At 73.6% G+C, this 13,109-nt stretch carries 9 protein-coding genes and 1 tRNA gene; 5 read left to right on the forward strand and 5 right to left on the reverse strand.

Going from position 1 to position 13,109, the window contains the following annotated elements:
- The first annotated feature begins 24 nt into the window (after window positions 1-24).
- The 5 genes from ACZ43N_RS34625 (at window position 25) to ACZ43N_RS34645 (ending at window position 9,194) form a co-directional block, all read left to right on the forward strand.
- Window positions 25-2,391, forward strand: a complete 2,367-nt coding sequence (locus tag ACZ43N_RS34625) for a DNA polymerase III subunit gamma and tau (RefSeq protein WP_468103011.1) — start codon at window positions 25-27, stop codon at window positions 2,389-2,391.
- 260 nt (window positions 2,392-2,651) lie between these two features.
- Complete coding sequence (purD, locus tag ACZ43N_RS34630; RefSeq protein WP_468103012.1) at window positions 2,652-3,905, forward strand: phosphoribosylamine--glycine ligase; 1,254 nt, start codon at window positions 2,652-2,654, stop codon at window positions 3,903-3,905.
- Window positions 3,906-4,331: 426 nt separating this feature from the next.
- Window positions 4,332-6,500 (forward strand): hypothetical protein, encoded by a 2,169-nt coding sequence (locus tag ACZ43N_RS34635; RefSeq protein WP_468103059.1) that lies wholly within the window; start codon window positions 4,332-4,334, stop codon window positions 6,498-6,500.
- 182 nt (window positions 6,501-6,682) lie between these two features.
- Window positions 6,683-8,185 carry a N,N-dimethylformamidase beta subunit family domain-containing protein gene (locus tag ACZ43N_RS34640; protein WP_468103013.1) on the forward strand — a complete coding sequence of 501 codons (1,503 nt, stop codon included), beginning with the start codon at window positions 6,683-6,685 and terminating at the stop codon, window positions 8,183-8,185.
- Between the two features lie 109 nt (window positions 8,186-8,294).
- On the forward strand, window positions 8,295-9,194 hold the full coding sequence (locus ACZ43N_RS34645; protein WP_468103014.1) for a phosphoribosylaminoimidazolesuccinocarboxamide synthase: 900 nt from the start codon (window positions 8,295-8,297) through the stop codon (window positions 9,192-9,194).
- Window positions 9,195-9,228: 34 nt separating this feature from the next.
- On the opposite strand, the gene ACZ43N_RS34650 is transcribed toward ACZ43N_RS34645, so the two are convergent.
- From ACZ43N_RS34650 to ACZ43N_RS34670, 5 genes are all read right to left on the reverse strand, one after another.
- Window positions 9,229-9,304 (reverse strand) — tRNA-Gly (locus ACZ43N_RS34650).
- A 22-nt stretch (window positions 9,305-9,326) separates the two neighbouring features.
- Window positions 9,327-9,929, reverse strand: a complete 603-nt coding sequence (locus ACZ43N_RS34655) for a response regulator (protein WP_468103060.1) — start codon at window positions 9,927-9,929, stop codon at window positions 9,327-9,329.
- Between the two features lie 26 nt (window positions 9,930-9,955).
- Entirely contained in the window at window positions 9,956-11,266 is a 1,311-nt protein-coding gene (locus tag ACZ43N_RS34660; RefSeq protein WP_468103015.1) for a sensor histidine kinase, read from the reverse strand.
- Window positions 11,267-11,278: 12 nt separating this feature from the next.
- Window positions 11,279-12,070 (reverse strand): ABC transporter permease, encoded by a 792-nt coding sequence (locus ACZ43N_RS34665; RefSeq protein WP_468103016.1) that lies wholly within the window; start codon window positions 12,068-12,070, stop codon window positions 11,279-11,281.
- The gene (locus ACZ43N_RS34670; protein WP_468103017.1) at window positions 12,067-13,098 is read right to left on the reverse strand and encodes an ABC transporter ATP-binding protein; all 1,032 of its coding nucleotides are present in this window, start codon (window positions 13,096-13,098) and stop codon (window positions 12,067-12,069) included. Before ACZ43N_RS34670 ends, ACZ43N_RS34665 begins: the two co-directional genes overlap by 4 nt.
- Between the last annotated feature and the right edge of the window lie 11 nt (window positions 13,099-13,109).

The raw sequence follows: 13,109 nt of genomic DNA on the forward strand, positions 1-13,109 counted from the left end.
GTGGGCGCCTATAACCTCGTAGGCGTGTCGTCTCTCGCGCTGTACCGCCGCTATCGCCCGGAGTCGTTCGCCGAGGTCATCGGGCAGGAGCATGTCACTGACCCGCTGCAGCAGGCGCTGCGGAACAACCGGGTCAATCACGCGTACCTGTTCAGCGGGCCGCGCGGTTGCGGCAAGACGACCAGCGCGCGCATCCTCGCGCGCTGTCTGAACTGCGAGAAGGGGCCCACGCCCACGCCGTGCGGCGAGTGCCAGTCCTGCCAGGACCTCGCGCGGAACGGCCCGGGTTCGATCGACGTGATCGAGATCGACGCCGCCTCGCACGGTGGTGTCGACGACGCCCGTGAGCTGCGCGAGAAGGCGTTCTTCGGCCCGGCGAGCAGCCGGTACAAGATCTACATCATCGACGAGGCCCACATGGTCACGTCGGCCGGTTTCAACGCGCTGCTGAAGGTGGTCGAGGAGCCGCCCGAGCACCTCAAGTTCATCTTCGCCACGACCGAGCCCGAGAAGGTCATCGGGACGATCCGTTCGCGTACCCACCACTACCCGTTCCGGCTCGTCCCGCCGGGCACGCTCCGCGACTACCTCTCCGAGGTCTGCGGCAAGGAGAAGATCGCCGTCGAGGAGGGTGTCCTCCCGCTGGTCGTGCGCGCGGGTGCCGGCTCCGTGCGTGACTCGATGTCCGTCATGGACCAGCTGCTGGCCGGCGCCACGGACGAGGGTGTGACATACGCCATGGCCACGTCCCTGCTCGGCTACACGGACGGGTCGCTGCTCGACTCGGTCGTCGAGGCCTTCGCCGCCGGGGACGGGGCCGCGGCCTTCGAGGTCGTCGACCGCGTCATCGAGGGCGGCAACGACCCGCGGAGGTTCGTCGCCGACCTGCTGGAGCGGCTGCGCGACCTGGTGATCCTGGCCGCCGTGCCCGATGCCGTCGAGAAGGGGCTCATCGACGCGCCCGCGGATGTCCTGGAGCGGATGCAGGCCCAGGCCGGCGTGTTCGGCGCCGCAGAGCTGAGCCGCGCCGCCGACCTCGTCAACGAGGGCCTCACGGAGATGCGGGGCGCCAACTCCCCCCGCCTCCAGCTCGAACTGATCTGCGCCCGCGTCCTCCTCCCCGCGACCTACGGCGACGAACGCTCCGTCATGGCCCGCCTGGACCGGCTGGAGCGCGGCGTGAACTTCTCGGCGTCCGGCCCCGGCCCCGCCATGGGGTACGTCCCCGGTCCCGACGTCCACGCGGGAGCGGCCGCGCCGATGGGCATGGCTCCGCCGGTCGCCCCGGGCCCGCCGGTGCCGCCGGGGGGCGGTCCGGCAGCGGCTCGGGCGGCGGTGCGGGGAGCCGGGGCCGGTTCCGGTGGTGGGCCGGGCGCGGGTGGTCCCGCCGGGGCCGCCCCGGCCGCTGCGGCCGCCCCGCAGGAGGCTCCGCCGACCACCCCGCCCACCGCACCCGCCCCGCCCACCGCACCCGCCCCGCCCGCCGCCTCGGCGAACGCCCACACGAACGCACCGGCTCCCGCTCCTGCCGCCGGGCCCGGTTCCTGGCCCACGCCGGCCGCCGCGGGCAGCGGGCGGCGCCCCGGCGGGTGGCCGACGGCCGCGCCCGCCGGCGGTGGAGCGGCACCCGGAGGCCCGTCCGGTTCCCCGCGGGGCCAGGCCGCACCGCCCCAGTCCGCCGCCCACGGCCAGCCGACTCCCCCCTCGGCGCCCCCGTCCGCCCCGGCCGAGGCTGCCTACAACCCCGCCCCCGGCGGGCTCGACCCCCGCATGCTGTGGCCGAACATCCTGGAGGCGGTGAAGAACCGCCGCCGGTTCACCTGGATCCTGCTGAGCCAGAACGCCCACGTCGCCGGCTTCGACGGCACGACGCTCCAGATCGGCTTCGTCAATGCGGGCGCCCGGGACAACTTCGCGAGCAGCGGCAGCGAGGACGTCCTGCGGGCGGCGCTGGCCGAGCAGTTCAACGTCCACTGGAAGATCGAGGCACTCGTCGACACGTCGGGCGGCGGCTCGGCCCCCGTCGGCGGTCACACACCCCCGGCTCCGGGAGGTTACGGCGGAAGCGGCGGCTACGGCGGTGGCTCGGGCGGCGGCTACGGCGGCTCCCCGGCCCCGGCGTCCCGTCCCGCCCCGCCCCAGGCCTCGCCTTCGGCGCCCCATCCGTCCGGCGCCTCCACCCCGGCCCCGCCCACGCCCCAGCAGCCGGGCCCGGCCGTGCCCACGGCCGCTCCGACACCACCGCCCGCCCCGGAGCCTCCGCCCGTCTCCCCCGAGGACGACATCCCCGAGGACGACGACCCCGACCTCGACGAATCAGCCCTGTCCGGCCACGAACTGATCGTCCGCGAACTGGGCGCGACGGTGGTGGAGGAAATCGCGAACGAGTAAGGGGCCGGGCACCTCCCGTCCCTCATCGCGGGCAGTCGTGCCGACGGTGTGGCGAGGGTGGGCGCGGCGGCACCCCGAAGGCGCCGGTGAGCGCCTCGCCCCGGCCCACCCTCCGGCCCACTCCCACGGAGGCGGCCGCCAAGAGGTTCCCCCCAACCGCCCAGGACGCGCCCCAGTTCGTCCGATCCCACAAACCCTCGCCGTCCCACTCTTCGGAAGCCCCCACAAACCCACCCCGCCCAGCCGGTTAGGCTGGCCCCGTGAAGGTCCTCGTCATCGGTAGCGGTGCCCGCGAGCACGCGCTGTGCCGTTCTCTGTCCCTCGACTCCGACGTCACCGCGCTCCACTGCGCCCCCGGCAACGCCGGCATCGCGGAGGTTGCCGAACTGCACGCGGTGGACGCGCTGGACGGCGCCGCCGTGACCGCGCTGGCCACCCGCCTGGAGGCCGACCTGGTGGTCGTGGGCCCGGAGGCCCCCCTGGTCGCGGGCGTCGCCGACGCCGTACGCGAGGCGGGCATCCCGGTGTTCGGCCCCTCCGGGGAGGCCGCGCAACTGGAGGGCTCCAAGGCCTTCGCCAAGGAGGTCATGGCCGGCGCGGGCGTGCCCACGGCCCGGTCGTACGTCTGCACCACCCCGGCGGAGATCGACGAGGCCCTCGACGCCTTCGGCGCCCCGTACGTCGTCAAGGACGACGGACTGGCCGCCGGCAAGGGCGTCGTCGTGACCCCGGACCTCGACAAGGCCCGCGAGCACGCGCTGGCCTGCGGCCGGGTCGTCATCGAGGAGTTCCTGGACGGCCCCGAGGTCTCCCTCTTCGCGATCACCGACGGCGCGACCGTCCTCCCGCTCCAGCCCGCCCAGGACTTCAAGCGCGCGCTGGACGGTGACGAGGGTCCCAACACCGGTGGCATGGGCGCGTACTCCCCGCTCCCGTGGGCCGACCCGAAGCTGGTCGACGAAGTGCTGCAGACCGTGCTGCAGCCGACCGTCGACGAGATGCGCCGCCGCGGCACCCCGTTCTCCGGCCTGCTCTACGCGGGCCTGGCGATCACCAGCCGGGGCGTCCGGGTCATCGAGTTCAACGCCCGCTTCGGCGACCCCGAGACGCAGGTCGTCCTGGCCCGTCTGAAGACCCCGCTGGCCGGCGTCCTGCTCGCCGCGGCGAACGGCACCCTCGGCGACCTCGAACCCCTCCGCTGGAGCGACGACGCGGCCGTCACCGTGGTGGTGGCCTCGCAGAACTACCCCGGCACCCCGCGCACCGGCGACCCCATCACCGGGCTCGACGACGTCGCCGCCCTGGACGCCCCGCACGCTTACGTGCTGCACGCCGGCACCAGGCGCGACGGCGACGCCGTGGTCAGCGCCGGCGGACGCGTCCTGTCCGTCACCGCCACCGGCAAGGACCTCACCCAGGCCCGCGACCGCGCGTACACCGCCGTCGCCCGCATCGGCCTGGACGGTTCCCAGCACCGCACGGACATCGCGTCGAAGGCGGCAGCCGAGGCGTGACGAGGGCCTGCGCGGGGTCCCGAGTCCGCTCGGCCCCGCGCACCCCACCGTCCGCACCCACCGTCCCCTCTGCCCTCCGCGGCCCCATCTCCGCAACCGCAACGCCCGCCCCCCGGCGGAAGCCCTCGGAATCCCTTCCGAGCCCCTCGCGCTGCGGAGCCGGATCCCGGCCCCGCGTCATTCACCTCTCCCCAAAGCCATTCCATCGAGTGAGCGATGGGCCATCCGGCTGACGGGCGCCGAGCCCCCAACTAGGGTGCGGCAAGTGTTCCGGCACTTGGCCCACCGGCATTGCGATGTCAGTCGTGGGTGCCACAGTGGGGGAGTGAGCAACGTCAGGGCATTCGGCGGCGACGACGCCGATGGGAAGCCGTCGCGGCGCACGTCGCACGGGACAGCAGGGGGTGACCTCGGGTCGTGAGCGGTATGGCGGGTGGTGAGGAGGCGGGTGCGCGGGCCGCGCGCTCGCGGGCCCTCGCCGTGCTGCGGGTCCGCAGCCGCGCGTTGGCCGTGGCTCTGCTGCCGGCCGCCGTTGCGGTTGTCCTGCTGGCCGGCGTTTCCACCGGCCACCTCACCGGTCAAGCCTGGTCGACGGCACGCTGGGTGGCGTCCGGTCTCGCCGCCCTCGCCCTGCTGGCCGCGGCCGGAATCGCCCTCGTCGTCGCCCGCGCCCGGCCGGCCGTGAGCCCCACCGTCTCCATCACCGAGGAAGCCGCGCCCGACCTCTACCGCCTGGTCCGCGACCTGGCCGACCGCCTGGACGTCCCCCCTCCCTCGGCGATAGCGCTCACCCCCGACTGCGACAGCTGGCTGGAGGACCGCACCCACCTGTCCCCCACCCCACCGGACAGCCACCCCTCTTCGCCATGGGCCGGAAAGGGCCCCGGCGGCGACGAGATGGCGGACGTACGAGGACCGACGTCCGGCTCCTCGTCCGCGCTGCCGTCGTCGACCGGCCGGCATCGCGCGCCCACCGCACCCGTGCTGGTCATCGGCTCGCCGTTCCTGTGGTGGATGCGGGTGGGCGAACTGCGGGCGGTACTGGCACCGGTCGTCGCGGGTACGGGTCCGTCGGCGCACCCGGACATAGCCGCGGCCCGCCGTTTCGTCCGCGGTCTGGACGCCGCCGTGGCCGTCACCGCAGCCCCGACGCACGGTCCGCCCGTCCGTACGCTGCTGGCCGGTGTCGGCTGGGTGACCCGGCTCCTCCTGCGCGGCTGCCGGGGCCACGCGGCGGAGATGGAGCGGGGAGTGGCGGCCGCGGCGGCCGAGCGTGCACAGGCTGTGGACTACGGTCTGCGGATCGTCGCCCAGGAACAGGTCGGGCTGGCCTACGCGGGCTGGGACCGGCTCCTCACACGCGTCGCGCTGCCCGCCTGGCGGATGGGCCGCTGGCCGTCCCGTCTGGACGCGGGCGTCGTCGCCGCGCTCACGGAGCTCTCCCGCCGCGACCGCCTCGCCGAGGGCTTCGCCTCCCGGCTCGGCGAGCGTCCCGCCTGCGACCTCCTCGAAGAGCCCGGCACGGTCGACGAGGCCGCGTCACTGCTCGCTGCGCGCCTCTTCCACGGCGGCCCCCCCGAGTCGGGCCCCGACTGGGCGCCGGTGGACTGGCACGAATACCCGGACGAGGTCGTCGACCGCAAATGGCGCACCGAGGCGGCCCGCCTCCACCGCGTGCTGGACGCACTGGGCGTTCACCGCACCACCGACCGGACCGGCCCGCACCAGACCGGCCCCACCCTGGCCCGTGTCCTGGACCACCTGACGGTGACGCCCGGGTGCCCCGAGGCACGGTCCGACAGGCAGGGTGTGCTCCCGGGCGCCGGCGAGCCACACGATCACCACCCGGCCCCCGCCTCGGAAGCCGACGCCGAGCCGCGGCACCGAGGCATACCCGCCACCGGCCTCACCGCCGACGCACCAGGCCCCACCGCGGCCCCCGATACTGACGCCGCCCCCGCCCCCGCCCCCGCCCCCGCCCCCGCCCCCGGCCGCGACACCAACCCGGCCTACGGCTCGGACGCCGTCCCAGCCCCGGGCTCCGATGCCGATGCCGAGGCCGACCCCGGCTCCGCCCTCGGCGTCGTAGCCGCACCCGGCCCGGCCGCCGACGCCGCCCTCGCCACATCCCCCACCCCCCACCTCGCCCCAGCCGATGAGGACGATGACGAACAAGGGCCGGCCACCGTGCAGGCCGCCGCGTTGGCCGCCGGGCTGACCGCGGAGTTGGCGAGGGAGGAGGCGGCGGCGCCCCGTCCACCGGCGCCGCCGGGCGGCGCGGAGGCACAGGGTCCGGACCGGGCGCTGTGGGAGGACGACCTGTTGCCGCTGTTCCCGATGCAGCCGCCCCGCACGGGCCGCGAGCTGCTGGCGGAACACGTCGCGGCGATGGTCTGCTGCGCGGCGATGGACACGGCCGGCGCCACTCCAGGCCTCGACTGGCTGGACGGCCCTTCTCTCCTCGTCAACGGCGAACGGGCCGCGGACCTCGGCCCCCGCGTCCTCACCCTTGTGGAGGAGGGCGACCCGACCCCTCTGCGCGACTGGCTCCGCCACCTCGGTGTCCGCCCGGAAAAGCCGGTCCGCCTGGTCTGACCCGCCGCCAACCCGCCCCGACGACGGTCTCACACCAACTCCCCATCCGGAGCCTCTCGTTCCACTCTCACCAATGGGCGACGAACGGTGACGGGGTGCGTGCGTAATGTGATGTGCTGGGACCGTTCGGGTACGAAGCAAGGGCTTGTGACCGCTCACGGGGGCACGGGAGGGGAGAACTCATGGGCACGGAGCACCGCGTCCGCCGTTGGGAATCGGGCGCACTCGCCCACGCCGTGACCGACCCCTTCGGCCAGGGCCCCGTCCCCTGGCTGCGGGGCACGGTGACGTACTTCGACGACACGGGCCAGGTCGTCCCCTGGTATGTGGACCAGGGGACGCCATTGCCGCGCGGCAAGGTCACCGACCCTCGCGTCCCGGCCCCGCGGTCGTCCCCGGGCCCCCGCTCCGCCGACGACGTGCAGCGCCAGATCAAGGGGTTCACCGCGACCGGCGCCGCCGCCCCCGGCGAGTCGATCGACTTCCACATCACCGTGGACCCGCCCCAGGAATTCGCCGTCGACATCTACCGCGTCGGCCACTACGGCGGCGACGGCGCCGCGAAGATCACCACCAGTCCCCGCCTCTCCGGCATCGTCCAGCCCACACCTCTGACCGCCGACCGTACGGTCTCCTGCCACCACTGGTGGCTGTCCTGGCGGCTGCAGATCCCGAGCTACTGGAACATCGGCGCGTATGTCGCGGTCCTGACCACCGTCGACGGCTACCGCTCCCACGTGCCGTTCACCGTCCGCGACGACCGGCCCGCCGACCTGCTGCTCCTGCTGCCCGACATCACCTGGCAGGCGTACAACCTGTACCCGGAGGACGGCCGCACGGGCGCCAGCTTCTACCACGCCTGGGACGAGAACGGCCGGCTGCTCGGCGAGTCCCACGCGGCGACCACCGTCTCCTTCGACCGCCCGTACGCCGGCGCGGGCCTCCCCCTCCATGTGGGCCACGCCTACGACTTCATCCGCTGGGCCGAGCGCTACGGCTACGACATCGCCTACGCCGACGCCCGCGACCTGCACTCCGGCCGCGTCGACCCCACCCGCTACCGGGGGCTGGTCTTCCCCGGCCACGACGAGTACTGGTCGCCGCAGATGCGCCGTACCGCCGAGACCGCCCGTGACAGCGGCATCTCCCTGGTCTTCCTCTCCTCCAACACCATGTACTGGCAGGTGGAGTTGGGACCCTCCCCGTCCGGTGTCCCCGACCGGCTCCTCACCTGCCGAAAACGCCGGGGCCCCGGGAAACCCGTGCTGTGGCGCGAAATCGACCGCCCCGAGCAGCAGTTGCTGGGCATCCAGTACGAGGGCCGGGTCCCCGAACCCCACCCCCTGGTCGTGCGTAACGCCGGCCACTGGCTCTGGGACGCGACCGGCGCCCACGAGGGCGATGAGCTGGACGGCATGGTCGCCGGCGAGGCCGACCGCTACTACCCCCGCACCGCTCTCCCCGAGCACCAGGGCCGCATCCTCCTCGCCCACTCCCCGTACCGGGACTCCGAAGGCGTCCTCCGTCACCAGGAGACCTCCCTCTATCGAGCCTCCTCCGGCGCCTGGGTCTTCGCATCCGGAACGTTCGCATGGTCCCCGGCCCTGGACCGCCCCGGCCACGTGGATTCCCGTATCCAGCGGGCCACGGCCAATCTCCTGGACCGCATCTGCAAACGGGACTGACGCCGTCAGCCGCAGCGCGCCCGAACGCCCTCACCGGCACCCCTGGCCAAGACCGGTCGCCCCGATACGGGACAATCGAGCCACTTGGACATCACCACAGGGAGGAACCGTGTCCGGATTCGTAGAAAAGCCCGAGCCGATCCAGGTTCCGGGCCTGGTGCATCTGCACACCGGCAAGGTGCGCGACCTGTACCAGAACGAGGCGGGCGACCTCGTGATGGTCGCCAGCGATCGAACGTCAGCGTTCGACTGGGTGCTGCCGACGCAGATCCCCGACAAGGGGCGCGTCCTCACGCAGCTGTCCCTCTGGTGGTTCGACCAGCTCGCCGACCTGGCCCCGAACCACGTTCTGAGCACCGAACTGCCCGAGGGTGCCCCCGCCGACTGGGCCGGCCGCACTCTGGTCTGCAAGTCCCTGCGGATGGTCCCGGTGGAGGCGGTAGCCCGCGGCTACCTCACCGGCTCGGGCCTCGCCGAGTACCGGGAGAGCCGTACGGTCTGCGGCCTCGCCCTCCCCGAGGGCCTGGTCGACGGCTCGGAGCTGCCCGCGCCGATCTTCACCCCGGCCACCAAGGCCGCCGTCGGCGAGCACGACGAGAACGTCAGCTACGAGGAGGTCGCCCGCCAGGTCGGCGCGGAGACCGCCGCCCAGCTGCGGCAGACCACCCTCGCCGTGTACAGCCGTGCCCGTGACATCGCCCGCGACCGGGGCATCATCCTCGCCGACACCAAGTTCGAGTTCGGCTACGAGGGCGACACCCTCGTCCTCGCCGACGAGGTCCTCACCCCCGACTCCTCCCGCTTCTGGCCCGCCGACCAGTGGGAGCCGGGCCACGCCCAGCCGTCCTTCGACAAGCAGTTCGTCCGCGACTGGCTGACGTCCGCCGAGTCCGGCTGGGACCGTGCGAGCGAGCAGCCTCCGCCGCCGCTCCCCGAGGAGGTCGTCGCCGCCACCCGCGCCAAGTACGTGGAGGCCTACGAGCGACTGACGGGCACGCGCTGGGCGTAACGCGAAAGGCCCCCGGGAAACCGGGGGCCTTTTCTGGAGCGGACGACGAGGCTCGAACTCGCGACCTCAACCTTGGCAAGGTTGCGCTCTACCAACTGAGCTACGTCCGCGTGCGCCGTGGCGCGAGAGCAACTATACCCAACCTCGCTCCCGTGCGAGCCGCACCGCGGCATGCCGGTTCTCCACCCCGAGCTTGGACACGGCCGACGACAGATAGTTCCGTACGGTCCCCTGGGACAGTGCGGCGCGCTCGGCGATCTCCACCACGGGCGCCCCGTCGGCGGCCAGCTCCAGCACCTCCGCCTCCCGGGCGGTCAGCGGCGAGTCCCCGGAGGAGATCGCGTCGGCGGCCAACTCGGGGTCGACGTAACGGCTTCCCGCGTGCACGGTGCGGATGATCTCCGCGAGCCGCTGGGCACTGACCGTCTTCGGTACGAACCCGCGTACACCCGCCTCAAGCGCCCGCTTCAGATGGCCCGGCCGGCCGTGACCGGTGACGATCAGCACCCGGCAGTCGGGCAGCTCCGCCCGCAGCGATGTGGCCACCCTCACACCGTCCGCCCCCGGCATCTGAAGATCGAGCACCGCGACGTCCGGCTCGTGCGCCCGGGCCATCGCCAGCGCCTCCGGTCCGCTGGCCGCCTGGGCGACCACCAGCAGGTCGTCCTCCAGGGCCAGCAGCGCGGCCAGCGCTCCCCGGATCAGATGCTCGTCGTCGGCGAGCAGCAGCCGCACCGGCCGCGCCGCCTCCGGTGCTGCCGTCACGACGCGACCTCCCGCAGCACGCCCGCCCCGGACGGGACCGCCATGCTTCCGCCGGCCGCACCGGAGGCCGCCGCCGACGCCAGCGGCACCCGGGCCACCACCCGGAACGTCTCCCCGTCCACCGGTCCCGCCTCCAGTGTTCCGTCCACGATCGCGAGCCGCTCCCGCAGTCCGGCGAGCCCGGACCCGGCACCGGCGGAACGCACGGCATCCTCCCCCGTACGCCCGCCGTCCCCGTCGGCCCGTATCCCGTCGTTCTCCACGGTCAGTACCGTCTGCCCCTCCGTCACCTTCAACACCACCGCGCACTGCCCGGCGTTCGCGTGCCGCAGCACGTTCGTCGTCCCCTCGCGCACCACCCAGGCGAGTGCGGACTGCACCTCGCCGGGCAGCCCGGCGGTGTCCGCCCCCTCGACCGAGCACGCGATGCCCGCCGCCTCCAGGACACCCTGCGCACCGGCGAGTTCGATGCCCAGGTCCGCCTCGCGATAGCCCCGCACGACGTCCCGCACCTCGCGCTGCGACTCCTGCGCGATCCGCTGGACCTCGATCATCTGGTCGACGGCCTCGGGCCGTTCACGGCGGGCCAGTTGGACGGCCAGCTCGCTCTTCAGGGAGATGACCGCGAGGTTGCGCCCGATCACATCGTGCAGATCGCGCCCGAAGCGGAGCCGTTCCTCGGCGACGGCGAGCCGGGCGCGGGTCTCGCGGGCCGCGTCGAGTTCGTAGACGGCCTTGAGGAGCCAGACGGAGAAGACGGAGGTGAAGGCGAAGAACGACGTCCCGAGCAGAACGGCGATCGTCGCGGCCAGCGCCTCGGACGCACTGCCGCCCACGACCAGGCTCAGGACCGCGGTGCTCGCCGCGCAGCCCGCGCTCAGGTACAGCGAGCTCCGCCGTCTGCGCACGCCGAGCGTGATCATGCCAATGCCGAAGACCATGACGCCGGCTAACAGCCCGCCCAGCGCGGCGTCCGTCTCGTCGTCGCCCACCCGGCCGATCATTGCGCACACGACGATCCCGACCATCCCGCTGAACACCGCGAAGGCCCACATCAGCCGGAGCGGCTGGTCACGGACGTCCCGCACCCAGTCGAGGGCCCGGGCCCCGGTCAGCGCGCCCAGCGCGCCGTGCCCGGCGAGCAGCGCGAACAGCCAGCCCGCCTGCGGCATCGGAACCTGCCCCAGCACCGGCACCCCGAACGTGGCGACCTCGATCAGCGGGAACGAGTAGAACGACCACCGGGTGTACGTCTCCACCTTCGCCGGTGTGCTCTTGCCCTGCCACCATGCCCTGGGCCCCCGCATGGCCAACTCCCCTCATCGGCGCGGTTCCCAGCGGAACCACCGTCGTACAGCAAACACCGCGAGCACGGTCCAGGCCAGCGCGGTGGCGACGGCCCCCAGCGCCTCGTACGCGGTGACGTCGCCGGTCCAGCCGCCGCGCACCAGTGTGATGACCGGGGAGAGCGGCAGCAGCTCGCAGACGGACGCCACCCGGTCGGGCAGCACTTCGAGCGGGACGGCGACCCCGGAGCCGAGCAGCGAGACGAACATCACCGGCAGGCTGGTCACCTGCGCGCTCTCGGCGGTACGGCTGAAGCTCGCCGTCACCGCGGCCAGCGCCACGCAGAGCACGATCCCCAACAGCACGCCCAGCACGGCGAGGTGCGGCGCGGGCGGCGCCCCGAGGTCCAGCAGGACCGTGCAGCCGATCGCCAGGAGCACGCACTGCGCGAACCCGATGCCGACGGCCGGCAGGGCGGCCCCGACGAGGATCTCCGGGTCCCGGACCTCCCCGGTCCGCAGCCGCTTCAGCACCAGCTCCTCGCGGCGGACGACGTAGATGTTGGTGAGGGCGGCGTAGACCGCGAACAGCAGGGAGAAGCCGACGGCGGCGGGCACCATGACCGTGCCGACGCTGAGCCCGGCCTTGTCCAGGTCCATCCCGTCGGTCGCCGACCGCACACTGAGCGGCAGCAGCAGAGGCACCAGTACCGCGGTGACCAGCGTGGCCCGGCTGCGCCCGAGCAGGGTCAGCTCGGCGCGGGCCAGCGCGGTCATCCGGCCCCTCCGGGTCGTACGGCCGCCGCTGTCGGTCATGGTGCTCATGCGCTCACCCCGTCCTTGCGGCCCTTCGTACCCGTCAGTGCCTTCTCGTCCGTACCGGCCCCCGTACCGGCCCCCGTACCGGCCCCCGTACCGGTACGGGCCGCCGTCTCCCGCGCGATCCGCAGGAACGCCTCCTCCAGCGAGGCCGACCGCACTTCGAGCCGCCGGAGCTCGACCCGGGCCCGCTCGGCCCAGACCAGCACCCCGGTGGCCGCCCGCTGAAGCTCGTTCGTGCGCAGCACCACCGCGCGTCCTTCGACGTCGTGCCCGGTGACGCCCAGCTCGCCGAGGGGCGGCAGGTCGCCGAGGAAGTAGCCGTCGGGCAGTTCGAAGGAGATCCGGGACGGCTGGGAGGCGGTCACCTCGGCCGGGGTGCCGGTCGCGGCGACGCTTCCCTCGTGGAGGATGGCGAGCCGGTCGGCGAGCCCTTCCGCCTCTTCCAGGTAGTGCGTGGTGAGGAGCACGGTCGTGCCCTGCTCGCGCAGGTCGCGGACGAGCGCCCAGGTGTCCTGGCGGCCCTCGGCGTCGAGGCCGGTGGTCGGCTCGTCGAGGAAGAGCACCTCGGGGCGACCGAGGAGCGCGAGGGCGAGGTCCAGGCGCCGCTTCTCGCCGCCGGACAGCTGCTTGACCCGGACACCGGCCCGGCGCCCGAGTCCGACGATCTCCAAGGCCTCCCCGACGGGCCGCGCGCCGCTGGTGCAGCCCGCCCACATCCTGACCGTCTCCGTGACGGTCAGCTCGGAGGGGAAGCCGCCTTCCTGGAGCATGACGCCGATCCGGGGCCGTACGGCCGCGCGTTCGGTGTACGGGTCGTGGCCGAGCACCCGTACGCGTCCGCCGGACGGCGGGGCGAGGCCCTCCAGCAGCTCGACCGTGGAGGTCTTGCCCGCGCCGTTGGTGCCCAGAAGTGCGAAGAGTTCGCCCCGGCCCACGGAGAACGTGATCCCCCGTACGGCCTCGAAACCGCCCCCGTACACGCGCCGCAGGTCGGTGACCTCGATCACGTCCTCGTGCCCGTTCGTTTCCATGCCTCCAGCGT

This window comes from Streptomyces sp. NPDC030814 (assembly GCF_055572155.1).

Excerpts from the sequence above, each read along its gene's own strand:
- ACZ43N_RS34635 (WP_468103059.1), top strand. The coding sequence starts at position 4,332 with ATGGCGGGTGGTGAGGAGGCGGGTGCGCGGGCCGCGCGCTCGCGGGCC.
- ACZ43N_RS34640 (WP_468103013.1), top strand. The coding sequence starts at position 6,683 with ATGGGCACGGAGCACCGCGTCCGCCGTTGGGAATCGGGCGCACTCGCC.
- ACZ43N_RS34660 (WP_468103015.1), bottom strand. The coding sequence starts at position 11,266 with ATGCGGGGGCCCAGGGCATGGTGGCAGGGCAAGAGCACACCGGCGAAG.
- ACZ43N_RS34665 (WP_468103016.1), bottom strand. The coding sequence starts at position 12,070 with ATGAGCACCATGACCGACAGCGGCGGCCGTACGACCCGGAGGGGCCGG.
- ACZ43N_RS34670 (WP_468103017.1), bottom strand. The coding sequence starts at position 13,098 with ATGGAAACGAACGGGCACGAGGACGTGATCGAGGTCACCGACCTGCGG.